The sequence below is a fragment of the Streptomyces sp. NPDC057137 genome, from assembly GCF_042670825.1.
Classification (GTDB): Bacteria; Actinomycetota; Actinomycetes; order Streptomycetales; family Streptomycetaceae; genus Streptomyces.
Genome location: NZ_JBHUUW010000100.1, coordinates 1 through 21,186, shown reverse-complemented (window position 1 = coordinate 21,186; position 21,186 = coordinate 1). Strand labels below are relative to the sequence as shown.

The window sequence follows — 21,186 nt, the reverse complement described above, 5'->3', positions numbered from 1 at the left end:
CCCCGGGCCCGGGGGACCCCCAACACCCTTACCGCAGCGGTGCGTTGAGGCTGCGGCCTGCGCGGCCTACTCGGTCGTGTCCGGTACGACGTTGTCGTACGGCTGCGTGATCACTTCCAGATAGTGACCCGCCGGATCGAGGAAATACACGCCCCGCCCGCCGTAGTTGTGGTTGATCCGGCCGGGAAGCTTGCCGTGCGGATCGCCGAAGAAATCGACTCCGGCGTCCTTGATCCGCCCGAAGATTCCGTCGAAATCCTCCTCGGGCACCAGGAAGGCGTAATGCTGTGGAGTGATGGACTCCTGACCGATGGTCGCGAAGTCGAGAGTGACGCCGTTTCCGGTGTCGACCGGAATGAAGGGGCCCCATTCGGTGCCGATCTCCAGATCCAGGATGTGCGCCAGAAATTCGGCGGAAGCCCGGTTGTCCCGGGAGTGAACGATCGTGTGATTCAGCTCTACTGACACAGTGGAATGCCTCCAGAGGCATCTCACGGGAACCTCCACGCCTCACCCAGCCGGTGACCGACGCGCGATGCCCACCCGGGATCGTAAACGCTCGGGAAGCGAGGCTCCAACCTTTATCCGCCCGGCTTGCCCGCTCGCCCGCCCGGTCGCGTGGCGAGCTCCCGGCCGCCCGGCCCCCCCCGGGGGCCCGGCCTCGCCTCCCCGGCTCTCACTTGGCATCCGAATACCGCTCCACCGTCGCCGTCGTGAAGGGAAACCGCACCGGCGTCTCCCCGAAGGCGATCCGGCCCGCCAGCTCTCCCGCCTCGCGGATCGCCACCGCCACGTCCGCCGCCTCCGCCAGCGGGCAGTGCACGATCACCTCGTCGTGCTGGAAGAAGACCAGCTCGGCCCGCATGTTCGCGGTCGCGCTCCGCAGCGCCGCCAGCATCAGCAGAGCCCAGTCGGCCGCGCTGCCCTGCACCACGAAATTCCGCGTGAAGCGCCCGCGCGCACGGGCGTTCGAGGACGCGTACCCCGGCGTGAACTCGCCCCCGCCGGAGGGCACTTCGCCGGGCGACGGGACGTCGGCCTCCTGGGGGATGCCCGCCTCGCCGCCGTCCTCCGAACCGGCCGCCGGCGGACTTGTCCGGCCCAGCCACGTCCGTACGAGCCTGCCCTCCTCGCCCGCCCGCGCCGCGTCGTCGACATAGTCGACCGCCTTGGGGAACCGTCTTCGCAGGGCGGCCAGATTCTTCAGGCCGTCGCCGGACGTCTGGCCGTAGATCGCGCCCAGCAGCGCGAGCTTGGCCTGCCCGCGGTCACCGGCGAACGCCCGGTCCGACAGCACCTTGTACAGATCGTCGTCATGCCCGGCGACCTCCATGAGCCCCCGGTCGCGGGAGATCGCGGCCAGCACCCGTGGCTCCATCTGGTCTGCGTCCGCCACCACCAGCCGCCATCCCCCGTCGGCGACGACCGCTCCCCGTATGACACGCGGGATCTGCAGCGCGCCGCCGCCGTTGGTCGTCCAGCGGCCGGAGACCGTACCGCCCGGCAGATACTCCGGCCGGAACCGGCCGTCCCGCACCCAGTCCTGAAGCCAGCTCCAGCCGTGCGCCGTCCAGATGCGGTACAGCTTCTTGTACTCGATCAGCGGAGCCACCGCCGGATGATCGATCTCCTCCAGCTCCCACCGCCGCGTCGACTTCACCTTGAACCCGGCCCGTGTGAAGGCCTTGACCACGTCCGCCGGCAGATCCGGCCGTACCCGCCGCCCGAACGCCTCCGAGACCTGATCGGCCAGCTCCGCCAGCCGCCGCGGCTCGCCCCCGCCCGCGTAACGCTCGCCCAGCAACTCGTCCAGCAGCTCACGGTGCACATCCGCCCGCCACGGCAGACCCGCCGCGTGCATCTCGGCGGCCACCAGCATCCCCGCCGACTCCGAGGCCGTCAGCAGCCGCATCCGGCCCGGATGCGCCGCCTCGCCGTGCCTTCGCTGCTGCTCCGCGTACACCTCCAGCAGCCCGTCGAACGGCACGTCCGCGCCCGCCCGCGGCTCGAAGAGCGAGGACTGCGAACCCGGCTCGGCGGCACGTTGCGGCGGATCCGCCGGTACGGGCCCACGCCGCAGCCGCGCCCAGGCGGCGGCCGCCGACCTGGGCTCCCCGAGCCGGCCCTCGTGGCCGAGGAGCAGCAGCTCCGCCGCCTCGATGTCGTAACACCGCTCCACCCGGACCCCGGCGGCCAGCAGCCGGGGCGCCAGCTCGGCCGTGGACCGCCACACCCACCGCGTCACCTCGGGGAGCCGTGCACTGACCGCCTCGACGAGATCGGGCTCGCGCACCACGGGACCGGCGGGGCGCGCGTCAGCGCCCAGCGGCGCGAGCCACGCGCCGCCGCCCTCCGCCGGGGCCAGAGCCCACCGTCCGCTCATGAATCCGAGTCTCCCAGCAGGGTCTGACAACGGGCCGCCGCGGCACCGACCGGGGCGAACCGGCCCGGACGGAACAAACCCGGGCGGAACATTCGAGAGGCGGACGGGGCTGTGCACAGAGAACATCGAAATGACTCGCACGACATGACCCACACGACGTGACTCACTCCGACCACATCGACATCGCTCCACGGAGTTCTACGTTCTAGTTCTACGGAGGCTGACATGCAGGCGATCGTTTTCGAGGAGTACGGCGGTCCTGAGGTGCTTCAGCTCACGGACATCGAGCAGCCGGAACCGGGGCCGGGACAGATCCGCGCGTCCGTCCGGGCGGCGGGGGTCAACCCGGCCGACTGGAAGATCCGTAAGGGCTGGATGGCGGAGGTCTTCCCGACGGAGTTCCCCGCCGTTCCCGGCAGCGAGTTCTCGGGAGTCGTGGACGCCGTCGGCGACGGCGTCATCGGACTCTCCGTAGGAGACGAGGTCCTCGGCTGGTCCGTCGGCGGCGCCTACGCGCAGTACACGCTGGCCGCCGTCGTCGTACCCAAGCCGGCCGGACTGAGCTGGGACGTGGCGGCGGCGCTGCCGGTCGCGGGCGAGACGGCCCGGCGGGTGCTGGACGACCTGGCCGTCAAGGAGGGGGAGACCGTCCTCGTGCACGGCGCGGCCGGATCGGTCGGCTCGATGGCGGTCCAGCTCGCCGCGGCGCGCGGCGCGACGGTCGTCGGCACCGCATCCCCGGCCAACCACGACTACGTACGGCTGCTGGGCGCCACCCCGGTGACGTACGGCGACGGCCTGGTCGAGCGCGTCCGCGCCGCCGCGCCCCAGGGCGTGGACGCGGTCTTCGACACGGCGGGCAAGGGCGCGCTGCCGGACTCGATCACCCTGCGCGGCGGTACGGCCGACCGGATCATCACGATCGCCGACCCGACGGCCGCCGAGCACGGGGTGCCGTTCTCCTCGGGCGGCTCGACCCCGGAGGAGAGCCGCGCGGGCCTCGCCGAGCAGGCCCGACTGGCGGCGGACGGCACGCTGCGCGTCCTGGTGGCGCAGACGTACCCCCTGGCGGAGGGCGCCAAGGCCCAGTCGGCGAGCGAGTCGGGCCACACGCGCGGCAAGCTGATCATCAAGCCATGACCTGACCGCGGCCCCACTGGGGCCGGAGGGTCCGGCCGGAGCCGGGGACGCGTGGTGTCGATGTCGGGGATCTGTCAGCTCCCTGTCGGTCGCCGCTGCCAGCCTTGGAGCCGTCGGACGGATGAGGGCGGCGCGCGTGAGCGCTCCGCCCCGTCCGCCTCCGGCGAATCCAGCCGGCCGGTCGGCCGGCCGCCCCCAGCACGAGGAGCCCGCACTCATGTCCTCCCGATCCGGCACCCAGCGATGGGACGTCCACCGGCTGCCTCCCGCCCCCGGCAGGACCTTCCTGGTCACCGGCGGCAACGCGGGCATCGGCTACTTCGTCGCGGAGCAGCTCGCGGGCACCGGAGCCACCGTCGTGCTCGGCAGCCGTAGTCCCGAGAGGGCGGCAGCCGCGAAGGACTCGATCCGCTCCCGCGTCCCGGGCGCCGACATCCGCCACCTTCGGCTGGACCTCGCCGACCTGTCGTCCCTGAAGACCTCGGTGGACACCCTGGAACTCGACCGCCTCGACGCGGTCGTCCACAACGCCGGAGTGGCGCTCGACGACCCCCCGCGCCGCGAGACCGAGAGCGGCGACGAGCTGATGTTCGGGACCAATCACCTCGGCCATTTCGTACTGACCCAGCGGCTGGCGCCCCTGTTGTCCGCCGCGCCGGCGGGGCGCGTCGTGACGGTCGGCAGCTTCGCGGCGAAGTCCGAGCGGCTGGACCTGGCCGATCTCCAGTCCACCGAGGACTACCGGCCCAAACGCACCTACGGCCGGTCGAAGCTCGCCCAGATGTACTTCGGCCTCGAACTCGACCGCCGCCTGCGCGCCGCGAACAGCACGGTGCTCAGCGTGCTGGCCCACCCCGGAGGCGCGCTGGACTCCCTCACCCCGTCCCGGCCGCCGGTCCACGTCCGTACCGCCGCTGAACGGCTGCGCGCCCTGCCCGCCGGTCTCCTCATCCAGGGCAAGGAGGCCGGGGCGTGGCCCGCCGTGCGGGCCGTCCTCGACCCGGAGGTGAGCGGAGGGCAGCTCTGGGGGCCGCGAGTCCTCGGCCTGCGCGGCAGGCCACGGACCGAGGCCGTCCGGGGCCACCTGGCCGACACCGCCGTGGCGGCGCGCCTGTGGGACGCCAGTTGCGAGCTGACCGGCGCCGACCGCGCCCTCGGATTCGGCCCCGGCCGCCGGTAGCCGCCTACTCCAGCTTGCGGATCACCCGCGCCGGGTTGCCGACCGCCAGGACCCCGGCCGGCAGGTCCTTCGTGACCACGGCTCCCGCGCCGACCACCGTGTTCTCGCCGATCGTCACGCCTGGGCAGACGATCACCCCGGCGCCGAGCCAGACGTTGTCGCCGATGGTCACGGGCGACGCCCGCTCGAAGCCCGCCCGGCGGCGCTCGGTGTCGAGCTCATGGGTGGGCGTGAGCAGTTGGACGTTCGGGCCGATCTGGACGTCGGAGCCGACGGTGATCGGCGCGCAGTCGAGGAAGACCGCGCCGAAGTTGATGAACGTACGCGCGCCGATGCTGATGTACGTGCCGAAGTCGCAGTTGAACGGGGGCCGGATGCGTACGTCCTCGGCCACCGACCCCAGCAGCTCGCCCAGGATCCGCGTCCGCCCGTCCGCGTCGGGCAGCCCGCCCCCGGCCGTCCCGTTGTACGCGGAGCACAGGTCGGCCCGCCGCCGGGACTCGGCCTCAAGCTCCTCGTCGTCCGGCAGATACCACTCGCCGGCCAGCATCAGCTTCTTGTTCTCGCCCATGTGCGTGCGTGTCCTCTCGTCGGGAGTGCCACCACGGTAGGGCGGGGCGCCGGATCGTGGGGCGGAACCCCCTCACCCTGTGGACAGACGGGCTACCGTGCAGGTCGCGCAGTAGTTCGATATGCACAGCCTGTGGATAACTCATCTTCTGGGACCATGGACGGCGGCCCGTCGTCGCGACGGCCGGGGGCGGGACGATCAAGGGACAAGGGGAGACGGGCCATGCCAGGTGCGCCAGGCGAGTCGGACGCGGTGGGCGGCACGGTCGACGGGGCCTTCGCCGCCGCGCTCTACGCCGACGCGGCAGCGGACGGCGGCAGGGGCCTGGACACCGGCGCCTCGCTGCTCGCCGCCGACCCGGCCGCCGACACCGAACTGCGCCGCCGGGGCGAGCGGTTCCTGCGCCGCGCCTGGGAGCGCGGCTGGCAGCCCGCCGACGTCGTACGGCTCGTGAGCCGCGACCTCGACGAGCCGCACGTGCGGTTCGTCGGTGAGCTGATCACTGCGGAGGCCGTCCGGTACGAACGGGTGGCCCCGCGCTGGGGTGCCCAGCTCGCGGAGATCGCGGCGGACCTCGAAGCCGACCGCAAGGCCGGGACCGCGCCCCGGTCCGCCGACCGCTTCTCGTACGCGACCACCGCGCTGGAGCTGTACCGGCTGCTGGTCAGGCTCCCGGCGATCGAGGCCGTGGGGCCGGTGCCCGGCACGCCCGTCCATGTCCCGGCGGCCGACGGCGAACCGCGCATGCTCACCCGGATCCGTGCCCTGCTGGCCAAGGCGGAGGGCACCGACTTCCCGGAGGAGGCCGAGGCGCTGAGCGCCAAGGCGCAGGAGCTGATGGCCCGGCACAGCATCGACGAGGCCCTGCTCGCCGACCGCGCGCAGCGCGGCGACGTACCGGCCGCCTGCCGGATCGGGGTGGACGCGCCGTACGAGACGGCGAAGGCGATCCTGCTCGACGCCGTCGCGTCCGCCAACCGCTGTCAGTCGGTGTGGAACAGCGGGTTCGGTTTCTCCACCGTGGTCGGTTTTGAGCCGGATTTGGAGGTGGTGGAGCTGCTGCACACGTCGCTGCTCGTGCAGGGGACCGCCGCGATGACCCGCGCGGAGGCCGCCCAGCGGGCGTCGGGCCGCAGGCGGACGAAGACTTTCCGGCAGTCGTTCCTCATGGCGTACGCCCACCGGATCGGCGAACGGCTCGCGGCCACCGCCGAACAGGTCACCGCCGAACAGGCCACGGCCGACGCCGCCGGAGCCGAGGCCGCCGGAGCGGGCGCCGATGCCCACGCCCTGACTGCTGGCGGGGGAGGGCGGTTGCTGCCCGTCCTGGCCGCGCGGGACATGGCGGTCAACGACCGCGCGGAGCGGATGTTCCCCGAAACGGTACGGACGCGGGTGCGCGGCGTGACCGACGGCGAAGGGTGGGCGCACGGCACGGCGGCGGCGGACCGGGCCCGCGTCACCTCCTCATAAAGAGGGCGCCGGGTTCACGTAACCCGGCGCCCTTATAAAGAGAAAGCGGTCTCCGTCACGGCACCGGAATGTCCGTCGGCAGCCCCTCGGGCAGTTTGCCGGGGTCCGTCTTGGTGAGGCTGTCCTTCGTGCCGCCCTGCCACGAAAGCGCCAGTGTCTTCCCGTCGTTGGAGTCGATCGACCCCATCGTGCGGTCGGTGTTCCCGTCGGCGCACTTGAGCGACAGCATCGGCTCGCCGCCCATGTCCTGGACGTCGCCCTGGCAGATGTGCTCATCGGCGATGAGAGCGGCCTTGCCCTCCTTGACGGACAGCGCGACCGCCTTGCCCTCCGTCATCCCCGCCCAACTGCCTTCGAGGCTGTCGGCGGTGGAGCCGGCGTCCGGGGTGGCTTCGTCGGTACCGCCGGCCGGCTCGCTCGGGGCGGGTGTGCTGGTGCCCTTGTCCTTGCCGGAGTCGTCACCGCTGTCACTGCCGCCACAGCCGGTGAGCGTGAGCGCGACGACGAGTCCGGCCGCGGCGACACCGCTTCGTACGAGCTGGTGCATGTATCCGTCCCCCTTCAGTTCCACGACCGCGCCAAGCTACCAGGACGGTCGCCGAGAACTGCGGCGGCGAGTTCCGGACGAGTACGGGAAACACCGGCACCGAAAGGGCTTTCCGTTCGTCTCAATGAATGGGTCATACGTTCGCAAGCCTGTAGTCAAGAGAACACCCCCCGTGCACGTGCATCTGCTCATGCATTGGCATGTGAACACAGCTATGATCCGAGCTAGTTGACACCTGCACCATGCAACTCGGGGAGCGTCCTGTGCACCACGCGTACAACGGCATGGCGGCCACCGAGCTACACGGAGTCGTCTGGCAGAAGAGCAGGCACAGCAATTCGCAGGGCTCATGCGTCGAGTTCGCCAAACTGCCCGGCGGGGGTGTGGCGGTACGGAATTCACGCCACCCCGAAGGACCCGCCCTCGTGTACACCCGGGCCGAGATCGTGGCCATGCTGGCGGGTGTGAAGGACGGGGAATTCGATCATCTGACGGCCTGAGACCAAGTCCTCAAGCCGCCCGTCGTCATTCGGTCCGCAGCCGGAACAGCGCCCAGACCACCTTGCCGTGCAGCGAGCCGGCGAGCGGATGCCAGCCCCATGTGTCGCTGAACGAGTCCACCAGGAACAGCCCCCTGCCGGACTCCGCGGCGAAATCCTCGTCCGACTCGCGCGCCGTGGGACCCGCGTAGCTGGGATCGCGCACCGCGCACACCAGCCGGGTCGTCCAGCGCATCAGATGCAGCCGTACGGGCGGTTCCTGCGGCTCGCGCGGTGTGTCCGAAGGGAGGGCGTGCCGCAGCGCGTTGGTGACGAGTTCGGAGACGACCAGCGCGACATCGTCGAACCGGTCGTCGAGTTCCCACTGACAGAGCGTCGTCCGGGTGAACTGCCGCGCGCCGCGCACCGCTTCGTAGCGGGCGGGCAGCGCGCACGACGCGGAGCTGGAGACGGCTGCGGGATCGATCGGCGGAAGCCCCTGCCTTAACGGCTCGAGCACGGTCGATCCATTCGTCCCCATGCGAGGCACTCCCCGGGATTCGCGGCCGTAGCGATACTGCGGTGGTACAGCGTCACAACACGTCAAACACGAACGAGCACGCAGGTGCGGCGAGGACCATGGTTCCCAATGCGCAGGGCAGATGCAAGGGCAGATGCACGTGCACGTGCCCGACTTATCCGAGTGTGTACCGTTCCGGATTATTTCTTCTCTCGACCACTTTCTCGCTCTTCCCAAAGGCTTCTCATTTCTGTAATCGAATGAGTACGGGCTGATGCGTTTGATGGCACAATCCGGCTCTCAGGGTTCGGGGGTACTCCGAGGGTGTCGTGGGATAAATAGTGGGAGATGGACCGTATGGGGAGGGTTGGAGACGTGACCGCAGTGGAACCGGGCGGATCCGTGGTGCGGCGCATACTGCTGGGCTCGCAGCTGAGGCGGCTGCGTGAGTCGCGCGGCATCACGCGCGAGGCGGCCGGTTACTCGATCCGCGCGTCCGAGTCCAAGATCAGCCGTATGGAGTTGGGGCGGGTGAGTTTCAAGTCCAGGGACATCGAGGACCTGTTGACGCTCTACGGAGTCGCCGACGAGATGGAGCGAGGGTCCCTGATCGGTCTCGCCCGTGAGGCCAACGTCGCCGGCTGGTGGCAGAGCTTCGGTGACGTACTGCCCGGCTGGTTCCAGACGTACATCGGACTCGAAGGCGCCGCCTCGCTGATCCGTATCTACGAAGTCCAGTTCGTGCACGGCCTGTTGCAGACCGAGGCGTACGCGCACGCGGTCGTCAAGCGCGGCATCCCCAACGCCCCCCAGGCGGAGATAGACCGCCGCGTCGCGCTGCGCCAGGAGCGCCAGAAGGTGCTCGTCTCCGAGCGCGCCCCGCGCTTCCACGCGGTGCTGGACGAGGCCGCGCTGCGCCGCCCGTACGGCGACCGGTCGGTGATGCGCGGCCAGTTGGCCCATCTCATCGAGGTCTCCGAGCATCCGACGGTCACGCTCCAGGTGATGCCCTTCAGCTTCGGCGGGCACGCGGGCGAGAGCGGCGCGTTCACGATGCTGCGCTTCCCGGAGTCGGACCTCTCCGACCTCGTCTACCTGGAACAGCTCACGAGCGCGCTGTATCTGGACAAGCGGGAGGAAGTCACCCAGTACGAGCGGGTGATGACCCGGCTGCACGAGGACAGCCTCGGGCCGGCCGAGAGCCGTGATCTGCTGAGAGGCCTGCTGCAACTCTCCTGAACGAGCGCGATCGACCGCGAATCACTGTGCGCAACCGCGATCGACAGAAGCCCTGCGGCGGTGCGGGCGACGGGATTTGGGCGTTCTCTAAGCCCTTGACTCTGATGTGGCGTAAGTATTATGACGTGACATCAGTTTGCCGGCTTCTGAGGTTAGGGATCTCATGTCCTTCTTCACCGAACTCGCCCAGCAGTACATCGACGGTGAGTGGCGAGCGGGCAGCGGCTCGTGGGACATCATCGACTTCAACCCCTACAACGGGGAGAAGCTGGCGTCGATCGCCGTGGCGACGGCCGACGAGGTGGACCAGGCGTACCGGGCGGCCGAGCGCGCACAGGTGAGCTGGGCGGAGACCAACCCGTACACCAGGAGGCAGGTCTTCGAACGCGCCCTGCGCATCGTCGAGGAGCGCGAGGAGGAGATCTCCGAGGCGATCATCGCCGAACTCGGTGGCACGCGCCTGAAGGCGGCGTTCGAGCTGCACCTCGCCAAGGAGTTCCTGCGCGAGGCCGTACAGCTCGCGCTGCGCCCCGAAGGCCGCATCATCCCCTCGCCGGTGGATGGCAAGGAGAACCGGCTCTACACCCTCCCCGTCGGTGTGATCGGTGTCATCAGTCCCTTCAACTTCCCCTTCCTGCTGTCGCTCAAATCGGTCGCCCCGGCGCTGGCGCTCGGCAACGCGGTCGTGCTCAAGCCGCACCAGAACACGCCGATCTGCGGCGGGTCCCTGCTGGCCAAGGTGTTCGAGGACGCGGGCCTGCCCGCCGGACTGCTGAATGTCGTCATCACCGACATCGCCGAGATCGGCGACGCGCTGATCGAGCACCCCGTTCCGAAGGTCATCTCCTTCACCGGATCCGACAAGGTGGGCCAGCACGTCGCGGTCGTCTGCGCGAAGAACTTCAAGCGTGCCGTGCTCGAACTCGGCGGGAACAGCGCGCTGATCGTCCTCGCGGACGCCGATGTCGACGCCGCGGTCGACGCCGCGGTCTTCAGCCGATATGTGCACCAGGGCCAGGTCTGCATGGCGGCGAACCGCATCCTGGTGGACCGCGTGGTCGAGGAGGAGTTCACCGAGAAGTTCGTCGCCAAGGTCAAGACGCTGACCGTCGGCGATCCGGCCGACCCGAAGACGATCATCGGGCCGCTCATCAGCTCCCAGCAGGCGGAAGCCATCGGTGCGTTGGTCGACCAGACCGTGGAGGCGGGCGCGACCGCGCTCGTGCGCGGCACCGTCGACGGCAACCTCGTCTCGCCCTCCGTGCTGACCGGCCTGGCCGCCGACTCACCCGTCCTGTCACAGGAGATATTCGGCCCGGTCGCGCTCCTGCTGCCGTTCGACGGCGTGGACGAGGCCGTCAGGATCGCCAACGACACGCCGTACGGCCTCAGCGGCGCCGTGCACACCAGCGACATCGAGCGGGGCGTGCAGGTCGCGAAGCGGATCCACACCGGCATGATTCACATCAACGACGGCACCGTTCACGACGAGCCGATCGTCCCGTTCGGCGGCGAGAAGCGCTCCGGCAGCGGGCGGCTGAACGGTGAGTCGATGATCGACGCCTTCACCACCCAGAAGTGGATCTCGGTGCAGCACGGGCGTGCGCGCTTCCCGTTCTGACTCCGCGGCCGGCGGCCGCGGCCGGAACTACCGGTTCCCCTCCGGGAGGTCCGGGAGGTCCGTGAGTGACTCCAGCAGTTCCGCGGCCCGCCCCGCGTCGTCACTCACCTCCGTGCGCTCCGCCGCCGTCAAACCGACGGCGGCGGCCCTGTCGAGGAAGCCACGTGCCTCCTCGATGTCGTTCAGACGCTGCGCGACGTCGCCGCGCAGCACGAGCAGCCGGTAGAGCTGCACGGCGGTCGGCGACGCTCCCTCCGTACGGAGGGAGCCGTCGCTCGCCTCGGCGTCCCTGAGGGCGCGGTCGAGGATCTTCACGGCGGCCCCCAGATCCTGCTTCGAGTCCGCGAAGGCCACCGCCAGGTGCAGGGCGCGCGCGTACGGCTCCTTCGGAGGGGGCTGATGGTGCCCGTCGCTCTCGGCGTCGTTGGGCTGTCCGATCCGGATGGTGTTGCCGCCCGGATCCGTCATGAGGAACTGCCGCACGCCGTACGACATTTCCTTGACCGGCCCGATCCGGGGCAGCCCGCGGGTCGGGACCTTCCCGTACGCCGCTTTGAGCCCGGCGCGGAAGGCGGTGTGCGTCCCGTCGACGTCGTCGGTCAGCACGTAGCAGCCGCTGAACGACTCGGTGGGCTCGTACTTCTTCATGCCGAAGAACTGCAGTTCCACGTCTCCGCGCTCGACGACCGCGTACGCGTAGGGACTCTTCTGTATGAAGGTGATCTCGAAGCCGAGTGCCGAGTAGAAGTCGACTACGGGTTGGATGGTCTGACACGGGAGGAGCGGGATGGTCTTCTCTGCCATGCCGAGTAGTCTAGTCAAAGTTGAGTAGAAGGGTACGGCGATGTCAGCGATCCGGCTGCTGGTGCTCGGCGCGGTGCGCCAGCACGGCCGCGCGCACGGCTATCAGATCCGCAACGACCTGGAATTCTGGGGCGCGCACGAGTGGTCGAACGCCAAGCCCGGCTCGATCTACCACGCGCTGAAGCAGATGGCGAAGCAGGGCGAGCTGCTGGCGCACGAGGTCGCGCCGAGCACGGCGGGCGGCCCGCCTCGTACGGAGTACGAGCTGACGGAGGCCGGGACCGCGGAGTACTTCCGGCTGCTGCGCGAATCCCTGGTCGCCTACGACCAGAAGACGGACGTGCTGTCGGCCGGTGTCGGCTTCATCGTCGACCTGCCGCGCGCCGAGGCCGTCGAGCTGCTGAAGGAGCGCGTAAGGGCGATCGAGGGCTGGCGGGCGTCGGTGACCGAGCACTACGTGCCCGAGGACGGCCCGGAACAGCTCGGGCACATCGGCGAGATCATGAATCTGTGGATCAGCCAGGCGGACTCCGGGGCGGAGTGGACGCGCGGGCTCATCGAGCGCATCGAGGCCGGCGCGCATGTCTTCTCCGGTGAAGGGGACCCCTTCGTCGGGGTGCTCGCCAAGGGTGAGGAGAACCCGTACGCGACGGGCGTCCCCGCCGAGGGTGACGACGACTGACGGCGGCCGGCGACGGCTGACTCGACGCGGGAATCTTCACTAATCAAGTTTGATTAATTTCATCTCCCGGGTTACCTTTCGGCGTGTAGTCAAGTTTGACTACGTGGCGGAGGGGCTGGAGGCGAAGGCATTGACCGACGTGACGGACGTGATCGTCATGGAAGGCGTACGCAAGCGGTACGGCGAGAAGGCCGCGCTCGACGGGCTCGATCTGGTGGTGGCGCGCGGCACCGTGCACGGGGTCCTCGGGCCGAACGGAGCGGGCAAGACGACGGCCGTACGGGTGCTGGCCACGCTGCTGCGGCACGACGAGGGCGTGGTGCGGGTGGCAGGGCACGACATCCGTACGGAGGCGCGGGAGGTGCGCCGGCGGATCGGGCTGCTCGGGCAGCACGCGGCGGTGGACGAGGAACTGAGCGGGCGGCAGAACCTGGACATGTTCGGGCGCCTCCATCACCTGGGTGCCCGGCGGGCCGCGTCGCGCGCCGAGGAACTGCTGGAGCGTTTCGGGCTCGCCGACACCGGACGCAAGGCGATCAAGCAGTACAGCGGGGGCATGCGGCGCCGCCTCGACCTGGCGGCCTCACTGATCACCGATCCGGCGGTGCTCTTCCTGGACGAACCGACGACCGGACTCGACCCGCGCGGGCGGTCCGAGGTGTGGGCCGCCGTCCGCTCGCTGGTCGGCGGCGGCACGACCGTACTGCTGACCACGCAGTATCTGGAGGAGGCGGACCAGTTGGCGGACCGGATCTCGGTCGTCGACAACGGACGCGTGATCGCCGAGGGCACGGCGGACCAACTGAAGGCGAAGGTCGGCGGCGACCGGATCGACATCGTCGTGCGCGACGCGGGGCAACTGGCCGCGGCGGCACGGCTGTTCGGGGACGAGGCGACGGTGGACGAGGACCGCCGGCTGATCGGCGTGCCCGCCGCGGACCGGATGGCGGCGCTGACCAGGGCCGTACAGGCGCTGGAGGAGGCCGGGATCGAGGCGGAGGACATCGTGGTGCGCAGGCCGACGCTGGACGAGGCGTTTCTGCAGCTGACGCACCGTACGAAGGAGGTCGTATGACGACGACGAACGCCTGGGTGCTCACCGACAGCTGGACGATGACGCGGCGCGAACTGGCCCGCTGGCAGCGGCAGCCGGTCCAGGTGGTCGTCGGGTTGGTCTTCCCGGTAATGCTGTTGCTGATGTTCGGCTACCTGATGGGGGCGGGGCGGGGCGTCGAGGGCGAGTACATCGGCTTCCTCGTCCCCGGCATGCTCGCGCTGACCATGGTCTTCGGGCTCGAGAGCACGATGCTGGCCGTCACCCAGGATCTGGGCAAGGGAGTCATCGACCGGTTCCGCTCCATGCCGATGGCGTCCTCGGCGGTGCTGGTGGGCCGGAGCGTCGCTGACATGTTCCAGTCGGCGCTGAGCCTGGTGGTGATGATCGGGGTCGGGTTCGCGCTCGGCTGGCGCTGGGACGGCGGATTCGCGGCGCTGCTGGGGGCGGTGGGGCTGCTGCTTCTGCTGCGTTTCGCGATGCTGTGGCTCGGTATCCAGCTGGCGATGGTGGCCGGCAAGCCGGAGATGGTGCAGGCGGTGCAGATCCTCGTCTGGCCGATCGGGTTCTTCTCCAACGCCTTCGCGACACCGGAATCCATGCCGGGCTGGCTGGGGGCCGCGGTCGAGTGGAACCCGCTGTCGGCGACGGCGGCCGCGGTACGTGATCTGTCGGGCGTACCGGGGCAGTTGAGCGGCTCGTGGGCGGCCGAGCACGCGTATCTGCTGGCGGTGGCGTGGCCGGTGGTGCTGATCGCGCTGTTCTTCCCACTCGCGGTCGGGCGCTTCCGCAGGCTCAGCCACTGACCGTTCGGCGATCGGCCGGCGTCCGGACGTCGGCCGATCGCCAGGCGGAACCTTCTCGGGGTTCGCGGTGTATCAGAGGCAGAACCGCACGCGGCGCACGGTGCGCCGCGGCTCTCGGGGGGAATTCATGCGCACGGTTTCCACGCACACGCACACGCCGATGTGCACGCCCATGCCCACGCGCCGGTCAATGGTGGAAGGCCGTGGCCGCCGACTTGTCGCGGCCCAAGGGGTGCGGCTGGCGCCGCAGTTCGGGCAGCAGCAGCCGCAGATCGGCGAGCAGCAGCGCGGCGAGGTCGGCCGAGAATCCGTTGCGGCACACCACGCGCAGGACGGACAGATCCTCGCGGTTGGCCGGGAAGGTGTAGGCGGGCATGAGCCAGCCGTGCTCCCGCAGCCGCCGCGAGACGTCGAAGACGTCGAAGTTCGTCACATGGGGCGCGGTGGTGAAGGCGAAGACCGGCAGTTCGTCGCCGTGGGTGAGCAGCCGGAAGTCGTCGATCGCCCCGATCTGGTCGGCCAGCCCGCGGGCGACGTCCCGCGCCGCCTGCTGGACGGCCCGGAATCCGTCCCGGCCGAGCCTGAGGAACGTGTAGTACTGGGCGACCACTTGCGCGCCGGGCCGCGAGAAGTTCAACGCGAAGGTGGGCATCTCCCCGCCCAGGTAGTTGACGCGGAAGACCAGTTCCTCGGGCAGTTCGGCCGCCGTGCGCCACAGCGCCCAGCCCACGCCCGGGTAGACCAGGCCGTATTTGTGCCCCGAGGTGTTGATCGAGGAGACGCGCGGGAGCCGGAAGTCCCAGACGAGGTCCTCGTCGAGGAAGGGCGCGACCATCGCGCCGGACGCGCCGTCGATGTGGACGGGGACGTCCAGACCCGTGCGCTCCTGGAGGGCGTCGAGGGCCGCGCAGAGTTCGGCGACGGGTTCGTACGAGCCGTCGAAGGTGGAGCCGAGGATGGCCACGACCCCGATCGTGTTCTCGTCGCAGAGATCGGCTGCCGCCTGGGGGTCGAGGTGGAAGCGGTCGCCCTCCATGGGAAGGAGGCGGGCCTCGACCTCCCAGAAGTTGCAGAACTTCTCCCAGCAGACCTGGACGTTGACGCCCATGACGAGATTGGGCTTGGCGCTCCCCGGATAGCGGTCCCGGTTCTTCGTCATCCAGCGGCGCTTGAGCGCGAGTCCGGCGAGCATGCAGGCCTCGCTGGAGCCGGTCGTCGAGCAGCCGACGGTGGCGGACGGGTCGGGCGCGTTCCAGAGGTCGGCGAGCATCGTGACGCACCGCCGCTCCAGCTCGGCGGTTCGCGGGTACTCGTCCTTGTCGATCATGTTCTTGTCCCGGCACTCCGCCATCAGCACACCGGCCTGGGTTTCCATCCAGGTGGTGACGAAAGTCGCCAGATTGAGCCGGGAGTTGCCGTCCAGCATCAGCTCGTCATGGACCAGCTGGTAGGCCGTGGACGGGGGCATGGGGCCGTCGGGCAGCCGGTGCGTGGGCGGGGCGGACGACATCCCGTTGGTCGGGTCGGCCTCGCCGAAGAAGGGGTTGAGCGACAGCCGGCGCCGCTCGGCGTGGTCGTCCGCCGGATCCTCCGCCGGGCCTCTCATATTGCCCTCGGCGCCCTGCGCGCCGCGTTGCAGTGCCATCGCTTTCCCTGCCTCCCGTGGTCTCTCGCCTCAGCCGCCGAGGCCGGCCTTGATGGCGCGGGTGAATTTCACGACCCGCTCGGCCTGGACGCGGGCGGCGGTCAGGGTCTGCTCGTTCACCGGGAGGTCGCCCTGTCCGGAGACGTGCGACGTGCCGTACGGATTGCCGTCGACGAACTTCGACGCGTGCGTGTAGCCGGGCGCGACGAGGATGCCGCCGAAGTGGTGGACGGTGTTGTAGAGCGCGACCAGCGTCGTCTCCTGGCCGCCGTGCGGCGTCGCCGACGCCGTGAAGCCGCTGTAGACCTTGTCGGCCAGCTCCCCCTGCTGCCAGAGACCGCCGAGGGTGTCCAGGAACTGCTTGAGCTGCGCCGAGATATTGCCGTAGCGGGTGGGGGAGCCGAAGATCACGGCGTCCGCCCAGCGCATGTCGTCGGGCGTGGCCTCGGCGATGTCGGCGGTCGCCTCGATGTTGGCGACCCAGGCCGGGTTGGTGTCGATCGCCGCCTGCGGGGCGAGTTCGGCGACCTTGCGGAGCCGTACGACCGCCCCCGCCGCCTCGGAGTCCTTGGCGATGGCCTTGGCCATCGTGGTGAGGGTGCCGGTGGCGGAGTAGTAGATGACGGCGACGTTCACGGACGTGGGCATGGCGGCTACCTCGGTGGTCGGGCTTCGGCGGCGGGGACGTCAGGCGCGACGATACGGACAAAACGGGCCGTCGGCTCGCCGGGCGTCCGTTCGGCGTCTTCTGTCGGCGCACATCACCGCAGGGCCGTTCCGTCGGCGTCGAGCTGCATCTTGGGGCGCCCGGTCACCAGCAGCCAGGCGGGCAGTACGGCCACGCACAGCAGGGGAAGCAGATTCGGGTCCGCGGCGAGCACGGCCGCGGTGAACAGGCTCAGCCAGCCCTGCCGGGTGACGGCGAGCAGCACCCCGAGCACACCGCAGACGACTGCCACGGTCGGGTGCACGGCGGGCACGAGCGCGTGGGCGAACAGCCCGAGGGAGACGCCGATGAAGACCGCCGGGAAGATCCGCCCGCCCCGGAAGCCGCAGGCCGCCGCGATCACCAGCGCGACCGTCTTCACCCCGCACATCAGCGCGAACTGTCCCGCCGACCAGCCGTCCGGGTCGGCGGCCAGCGTCTTCACCTCGTCCAGCCCCTTGAAGAGGGTGAGGTATCCGCCGAGCGCCCCGAGGAGGCCGAGGAGCAACCCCCCGACGGTCAGGGCGAGTACAGGACGTCCGAGGCGCCGGAAGGCGCTGTGGGCGTACGGGAAGGCGTACACGGCGGCCATACCCAGGGCCGCGGCGACCGGCGCGATCACGAGTGCGGCCAGGGCGTCGCTCCAGCGGGCGCCCGGATGGTCGGGCAGGTTCAGGTCGAAGGTCGGATGGTCGATCAGCACCGTCGTCAGGCCGCCGGCCCCGGCGGCGATCAGCGGCCCGAAGAGCTTGTCCCACAGGGAGCCCGGTCCCGGTCGGGCCGCGAAGGTCTCGGTGAGGACCAGCACGGCGGCCACGGGCGTGCCGAAGAGCGCCCCGATCGTGCCGGCGGCGGCCAGCGGAAGCCAGAGCGCCGCCGGGGCGGCGGGAGCGGCCTTGCGGCCGAGCCAGTAGGCGAGCGCGATGTTGGCCGCGGTGATCGGATTCTCCGGCCCGAGGCTCACGCCGCCCGCCAGCGCCAGCGAGGTGACCAGCAGCAGGCCGGGCACGACACCGACCGGCATCGGGGGGTCGACGAGCCCGGTCGTGGCGGGGTCGGGTCCCGCGTGCCCGTACACCTGCCGTACGACGAGACCCACCGCGAGGCCGGTCGCCGTGAGCATCACGATCATCCAGAGAGAGGAGTGCCGGCCGACGCCGAGTGCGTCGGGCAGCGTCTGCCAGAGCACGTCCTTGAGCAGTCCCGCCAGCTCGCTCACCCCGAGCAGGACGAGACTCGCGACCACACCGATCACCAGGGAGGGGACGATCAGCGGAAGGAGCGTGCGCCCGGACGGGGACGGGGGAGCGGACGGAGCGTCTGTGGCCACGCGCATACCGTAGTGGCACAAATGCGACAAAACGTCTCCGTGTGATGTCCTGAGGCAAGTGGGCGAGCCCTCGGCCGCGTCGCAGAGTCGCGAACGGGGGACCGCCGGCGCGGACCGTGAGCGAAATGCGCGCTTCGGCTCGGTCCGCGCCTCTCCTCAAGCCGTACGGACCGGGTGGAACCTCAGTCAGGGCCTGAGCGTTGATAGCTTTGGGCAGCCGACAACCGCTGATGGCGGCTGGACGACGCTGATGCAGCGACGGCCGATTTCGACGATCGACCGACTATCGACTCAGGAGCCCGGACCTCGTGACAACCCTTGCGCTCGGACCGAGCTGGCTCGACCCGGACTATCTGATCGGAACCTACGGTCTGATCGGCGTCCTGGTCATCGTTTTCGCCGAATCAGGCCTGCTCATCGGCTTCTTCCTGCCGGGCGACTCGCTGCTGTTCACGACCGGACTGCTGGTGACGGCCGGCACGCTCGACAGGCCGCTGTGGCTCGTCTGTCTGCTGGTCGTGCTCGCGGCGATCATCGGTGATCAGGTCGGTTATCTCTTCGGCCGCAAGGTCGGCCCCGCACTCTTCACGCGCCCCGACTCCAAGCTGTTCAAGCAGGAGAACGTGGAGAAGGCACACGAGTTCTTCGAGAAGTACGGCCCCAAGTCGCTGGTGCTGGCCCGCTTCGTGCCCATCGTGCGGACGTTCACGCCGATCATCGCGGGCGTCAGCCGCATGAACTACCGGTCGTTCGTCACGTTCAACATCATCGGCGGCGTGCTCTGGGGCGCGGGCGTCACGCTCCTCGGTGCCGCACTGGGCAAGATCGATTTCGTCCACAAGAACATCGAGATGATCCTGATCCTGATCGTGGCGCTCTCGGTGCTGCCGATCGTGATCGAGTTCCTGCGGGCGCGCTCCAAGTCCAAGAAGGCCGCCGCGTCGGGCGAGCCCACAGCGCCCGCGGCGCCCGCCGCGCCCACGGGGTACGTGCCGCCGGCCGAGCACACGCAGGTGCCGCAGGACTTCCAGACCCAGCAGCTCCGGGTCACACGCGACGAGTTCGGCGCTCCCCGGCCGTATGTCCAGCCGGACGACCCGGAGGCCCCGCCGCGCGGGCGGCACGCCAGGCGCTGACGCGCACAGGGCCCACCAGCCACCGCGCCAGCGGCACCGGTGCAACCGACAGCACCGGCCGTATCAGCCGTATCAGAAGCCGCGCGTCCGCTTGGCCGCGCGGCGGCTCGACCCGCGTCCCGGGCCCGGCACCTTCAGGAACAGCCGGGAGATCTCGCCGCCGAAGTTCACCCCGATGGCGATCGCCATGGCCAGCGCGGCGGCCTTCGACAGCGAGGCCAGCCCGTCGTCCACATGGTTCTGCGCGAGACCGAGCAGACCGAAGTAGGTCGCCGAGCCGGGCAGCAGCGGCCCGATCGCAGCGGTGACGTACGGCAGCGCCGACGCGAACCGGTAACGGGAGAACAGCTGCCCGAACAGCCCCACCACACCGGCCGCGACCGCCGTCGCCGCGACCGGGGAGATCCCGCCGGTGACATGCATCGCCCCGTACACCGTCCAGGCCACGCCCCCGTTCAGGGCCACCATCAGCACGGTGGATCGTTCCTGCTGGAGCAGGATCGCGAAGGCGAAACTGAGCGCCACGGCGGCGCAGATCTGGAGTACCGGCCGCCCCGCCCCCGCCTGGAGCGCCGCGTCCGGGTCGAGCTGGGCGTCCAGCTGGACGCCCAGATACAGCGCGATCAGCACCCCCATCACGATCGCGATGAAGAAGTACATGACTTCGAGCAGCCGCGCGGCGGCGGTGATGTAGTAACCCGTCAGACCGTCCTGCACACCCGCCACCAGGGCCCGCCCCGGCAGCAGCGCGAACAGCCCACCGGTGATCACGGCGGACGGCCGCCCGTCCCAGTTCATGGCGGACCCGGCCAGCGTCAGCGCCACCCCCATCGCGGCCGGCGGCATCGCCGCGGCCACGAACTGGTAGAACTCCGGAATCCCGCGCCCCGCGCACAGCCAGGCCAGCCGGTCGCCGAGCATCGCGCCGACCAGCGCGGCGACGAAGACCACCAGATCACCACCGACCAGCACCGACGCGGAGCCGGCCAGCAGTCCGCTCGCGGCGGTCAGCGCCCACCCCGGATACGGATGCCGGTTACGCCGGATCTCGGCCAGCCGCCGGTACGCCTCCTCCAGGGTGACGTCGGTGTCCTCGGTGGTGATGTCGGCGACGAGCGTGTAGACGGCGGCGAGCCGGGTGTAGTCGGTGCCCCGCCTGCGTACGGTACGGCTGGCCGTCACCGGGTCGTCCACCAGCGACGGCTGGTAGGAGATCGACAGCAGGGTGAAGGTGACGTTCGGTTCGCAGCGGTCGAGACCGTACGCGCGGCTGACCGCGAACATCGCGGCCTCGACGTCCTCGGCCCCCTCACCACCCGCCAGCAGCAACTCGCCGATACGCAGCGTCAGGTCGAGGACGCGCGGCACGGCGGGCCCGGCATCGTCGTGCCGCTGCACGATCTCCGCCACCGGCCGGTCCCCGACCGGCATCCGCAGCAGCGTGCGCATCTGGTCCTGCCAGGGCGCCTCCTTACGGAGACGCACGACCGGCACGCCCTCCGCGGGCGTGAACGCCTGGGGCGACTCCCGCGCGCGATAGGTCCGCGGCGGGTCGAAGGCCGACCGTTCGGTCTCCTGCGTGCTCTCCGGGCTCAGTCCCTGCGGAATGGCGAACTCCGAGGTGGGGCTGTCCTCCTCGGGGGCCGGCACCTGGTCCATCCCGGACGGCGGCGTGAAGGCGCTGTGCGCCTCGTCGGACGGAGGCTTACGGTCCTCCGCCTCGTCCCGCTCGGCCACCACAGTTCTCGCCCTCACTCACTCTCGTCGGTGCCGCTCCGGCACGGTTCGCACAGCCGTCCGTTCAGTATGGACACGGGCGTTGAAACGGGCGCACACGAGCGGCGGGCGGCGCACCCGCACGGTGCGCCGC

20 protein-coding genes are annotated in these 21,186 nt (G+C 70.2%); 10 read left to right on the top strand and 10 right to left on the bottom strand.

Annotated features, from left to right (window positions below):
• Window positions 1-66: 66 nt before the first annotated feature.
• The gene (locus tag ACFT9I_RS38055) at window positions 67-468 is read right to left on the bottom strand and encodes a VOC family protein (RefSeq protein WP_382572117.1); all 402 of its coding nucleotides are present in this window, start codon (window positions 466-468) and stop codon (window positions 67-69) included.
• Window positions 469-676: 208 nt separating this feature from the next.
• Window positions 677-2,383 (bottom strand): bifunctional 3'-5' exonuclease/DNA polymerase, encoded by a 1,707-nt coding sequence (locus tag ACFT9I_RS38050; RefSeq protein ID WP_382572115.1) that lies wholly within the window; start codon window positions 2,381-2,383, stop codon window positions 677-679.
• A gap of 225 nt (window positions 2,384-2,608) precedes the next feature.
• On the opposite strand from ACFT9I_RS38050, the gene ACFT9I_RS38045 reads away from it, so the two are divergent.
• Window positions 2,609-3,523 carry an NADP-dependent oxidoreductase gene (locus tag ACFT9I_RS38045; protein WP_382572113.1) on the top strand — a complete coding sequence of 305 codons (915 nt, stop codon included), beginning with the start codon at window positions 2,609-2,611 and terminating at the stop codon, window positions 3,521-3,523.
• 217 nt (window positions 3,524-3,740) lie between these two features.
• Window positions 3,741-4,703 carry an SDR family NAD(P)-dependent oxidoreductase gene (locus tag ACFT9I_RS38040; protein ID WP_382572112.1) on the top strand — a complete coding sequence of 321 codons (963 nt, stop codon included), beginning with the start codon at window positions 3,741-3,743 and terminating at the stop codon, window positions 4,701-4,703.
• Window positions 4,704-4,707: 4 nt separating this feature from the next.
• On the opposite strand, the gene ACFT9I_RS38035 is transcribed toward ACFT9I_RS38040, so the two are convergent.
• A complete protein-coding gene (locus ACFT9I_RS38035) occupies window positions 4,708-5,274 on the bottom strand; it encodes a sugar O-acetyltransferase (RefSeq protein ID WP_382572111.1) in 567 nt (188 codons plus the stop codon).
• Between the two features lie 222 nt (window positions 5,275-5,496).
• Between ACFT9I_RS38035 and ACFT9I_RS38030 the strand changes: the two genes are divergently transcribed.
• Entirely contained in the window at window positions 5,497-6,747 is a 1,251-nt protein-coding gene (locus ACFT9I_RS38030; protein ID WP_382572110.1) for a DUF2786 domain-containing protein, read from the top strand.
• Between the two features lie 55 nt (window positions 6,748-6,802).
• Here the strand turns inward: ACFT9I_RS38030 and ACFT9I_RS38025 are convergent, their stop codons facing one another.
• Complete coding sequence (locus ACFT9I_RS38025; protein WP_382572108.1) at window positions 6,803-7,318, bottom strand: hypothetical protein; 516 nt, start codon at window positions 7,316-7,318, stop codon at window positions 6,803-6,805.
• A gap of 239 nt (window positions 7,319-7,557) precedes the next feature.
• On the opposite strand from ACFT9I_RS38025, the gene ACFT9I_RS38020 reads away from it, so the two are divergent.
• The gene (locus ACFT9I_RS38020) at window positions 7,558-7,794 is read left to right on the top strand and encodes a DUF397 domain-containing protein (protein ID WP_031230206.1); all 237 of its coding nucleotides are present in this window, start codon (window positions 7,558-7,560) and stop codon (window positions 7,792-7,794) included.
• Between the two features lie 25 nt (window positions 7,795-7,819).
• Here ACFT9I_RS38020 and ACFT9I_RS38015 read toward each other — a convergent pair whose 3' ends face one another.
• Window positions 7,820-8,314, bottom strand: coding sequence for an ATP-binding protein (locus ACFT9I_RS38015; RefSeq protein WP_382572107.1), 495 nt, complete (start codon window positions 8,312-8,314; stop codon window positions 7,820-7,822).
• 336 nt (window positions 8,315-8,650) lie between these two features.
• Between ACFT9I_RS38015 and ACFT9I_RS38010 the strand changes: the two genes are divergently transcribed.
• Both ACFT9I_RS38010 and ACFT9I_RS38005 read left to right on the top strand, forming a co-directional pair.
• The gene (locus ACFT9I_RS38010) at window positions 8,651-9,532 is read left to right on the top strand and encodes a helix-turn-helix domain-containing protein (RefSeq protein ID WP_382572106.1); all 882 of its coding nucleotides are present in this window, start codon (window positions 8,651-8,653) and stop codon (window positions 9,530-9,532) included.
• A 163-nt stretch (window positions 9,533-9,695) separates the two neighbouring features.
• Entirely contained in the window at window positions 9,696-11,153 is a 1,458-nt protein-coding gene (locus tag ACFT9I_RS38005; RefSeq protein ID WP_382572104.1) for an aldehyde dehydrogenase family protein, read from the top strand.
• A 27-nt stretch (window positions 11,154-11,180) separates the two neighbouring features.
• Here ACFT9I_RS38005 and ACFT9I_RS38000 read toward each other — a convergent pair whose 3' ends face one another.
• The gene (locus ACFT9I_RS38000; protein ID WP_382572103.1) at window positions 11,181-11,957 is read right to left on the bottom strand and encodes a bleomycin resistance protein; all 777 of its coding nucleotides are present in this window, start codon (window positions 11,955-11,957) and stop codon (window positions 11,181-11,183) included.
• Window positions 11,958-11,997: 40 nt separating this feature from the next.
• Between ACFT9I_RS38000 and ACFT9I_RS37995 the strand changes: the two genes are divergently transcribed.
• From ACFT9I_RS37995 to ACFT9I_RS37985, 3 genes are all read left to right on the top strand, one after another.
• Window positions 11,998-12,639 carry a PadR family transcriptional regulator gene (locus tag ACFT9I_RS37995; RefSeq protein WP_382572101.1) on the top strand — a complete coding sequence of 214 codons (642 nt, stop codon included), beginning with the start codon at window positions 11,998-12,000 and terminating at the stop codon, window positions 12,637-12,639.
• Window positions 12,640-12,778: 139 nt separating this feature from the next.
• Complete coding sequence (locus tag ACFT9I_RS37990) at window positions 12,779-13,714, top strand: ATP-binding cassette domain-containing protein (protein ID WP_382572121.1); 936 nt, start codon at window positions 12,779-12,781, stop codon at window positions 13,712-13,714.
• Window positions 13,711-14,499: an ABC transporter permease gene (locus ACFT9I_RS37985; protein ID WP_382572100.1), complete on the top strand. Its 789-nt coding sequence runs from the start codon at window positions 13,711-13,713 to the stop codon at window positions 14,497-14,499. The genes ACFT9I_RS37990 and ACFT9I_RS37985 overlap by 4 nt, the downstream gene beginning before the upstream one ends.
• A gap of 187 nt (window positions 14,500-14,686) precedes the next feature.
• Here the strand turns inward: ACFT9I_RS37985 and ACFT9I_RS37980 are convergent, their stop codons facing one another.
• The 3 genes from ACFT9I_RS37980 to ACFT9I_RS37970 form a co-directional block, all read right to left on the bottom strand.
• Window positions 14,687-16,105: a glutamate decarboxylase gene (locus ACFT9I_RS37980; protein ID WP_382572120.1), complete on the bottom strand. Its 1,419-nt coding sequence runs from the start codon at window positions 16,103-16,105 to the stop codon at window positions 14,687-14,689.
• A 69-nt stretch (window positions 16,106-16,174) separates the two neighbouring features.
• Window positions 16,175-16,792, bottom strand: a complete 618-nt coding sequence (gene wrbA, locus ACFT9I_RS37975; protein WP_382572099.1) for an NAD(P)H:quinone oxidoreductase — start codon at window positions 16,790-16,792, stop codon at window positions 16,175-16,177.
• A gap of 113 nt (window positions 16,793-16,905) precedes the next feature.
• Entirely contained in the window at window positions 16,906-18,186 is a 1,281-nt protein-coding gene (locus ACFT9I_RS37970; protein WP_382572097.1) for an ion channel protein, read from the bottom strand.
• Window positions 18,187-18,488: 302 nt separating this feature from the next.
• Between ACFT9I_RS37970 and ACFT9I_RS37965 the strand changes: the two genes are divergently transcribed.
• Window positions 18,489-19,316 (top strand): DedA family protein, encoded by an 828-nt coding sequence (locus ACFT9I_RS37965; RefSeq protein ID WP_382572096.1) that lies wholly within the window; start codon window positions 18,489-18,491, stop codon window positions 19,314-19,316.
• A gap of 72 nt (window positions 19,317-19,388) precedes the next feature.
• On the opposite strand, the gene ACFT9I_RS37960 is transcribed toward ACFT9I_RS37965, so the two are convergent.
• The gene (locus tag ACFT9I_RS37960; protein ID WP_382572119.1) at window positions 19,389-21,056 is read right to left on the bottom strand and encodes a threonine/serine exporter ThrE family protein; all 1,668 of its coding nucleotides are present in this window, start codon (window positions 21,054-21,056) and stop codon (window positions 19,389-19,391) included.
• Between the last annotated feature and the right edge of the window lie 130 nt (window positions 21,057-21,186).

Bases quoted from the DNA above. Each gene is read 5' to 3' on its own strand.
- ACFT9I_RS38050 (WP_382572115.1), bottom strand. From the start codon at position 2,383: ATGAGCGGACGGTGGGCTCTGGCCCCGGCGGAGGGCGGCGGCGCGTGG.
- ACFT9I_RS38045 (WP_382572113.1), top strand. From the start codon at position 2,609: ATGCAGGCGATCGTTTTCGAGGAGTACGGCGGTCCTGAGGTGCTTCAG.
- ACFT9I_RS38040 (WP_382572112.1), top strand. From the start codon at position 3,741: ATGTCCTCCCGATCCGGCACCCAGCGATGGGACGTCCACCGGCTGCCT.
- ACFT9I_RS38035 (WP_382572111.1), bottom strand. From the start codon at position 5,274: ATGGGCGAGAACAAGAAGCTGATGCTGGCCGGCGAGTGGTATCTGCCG.
- ACFT9I_RS38030 (WP_382572110.1), top strand. From the start codon at position 5,497: ATGCCAGGTGCGCCAGGCGAGTCGGACGCGGTGGGCGGCACGGTCGAC.
- ACFT9I_RS38015 (WP_382572107.1), bottom strand. From the start codon at position 8,314: ATGGGGACGAATGGATCGACCGTGCTCGAGCCGTTAAGGCAGGGGCTT.
- ACFT9I_RS38010 (WP_382572106.1), top strand. From the start codon at position 8,651: ATGGGGAGGGTTGGAGACGTGACCGCAGTGGAACCGGGCGGATCCGTG.
- ACFT9I_RS38005 (WP_382572104.1), top strand. From the start codon at position 9,696: ATGTCCTTCTTCACCGAACTCGCCCAGCAGTACATCGACGGTGAGTGG.
- ACFT9I_RS38000 (WP_382572103.1), bottom strand. From the start codon at position 11,957: ATGGCAGAGAAGACCATCCCGCTCCTCCCGTGTCAGACCATCCAACCC.
- ACFT9I_RS37995 (WP_382572101.1), top strand. From the start codon at position 11,998: ATGTCAGCGATCCGGCTGCTGGTGCTCGGCGCGGTGCGCCAGCACGGC.
- ACFT9I_RS37985 (WP_382572100.1), top strand. From the start codon at position 13,711: ATGACGACGACGAACGCCTGGGTGCTCACCGACAGCTGGACGATGACG.
- ACFT9I_RS37980 (WP_382572120.1), bottom strand. From the start codon at position 16,105: ATGAGAGGCCCGGCGGAGGATCCGGCGGACGACCACGCCGAGCGGCGC.
- wrbA (WP_382572099.1), bottom strand. From the start codon at position 16,792: ATGCCCACGTCCGTGAACGTCGCCGTCATCTACTACTCCGCCACCGGC.
- ACFT9I_RS37970 (WP_382572097.1), bottom strand. From the start codon at position 18,186: ATGCGCGTGGCCACAGACGCTCCGTCCGCTCCCCCGTCCCCGTCCGGG.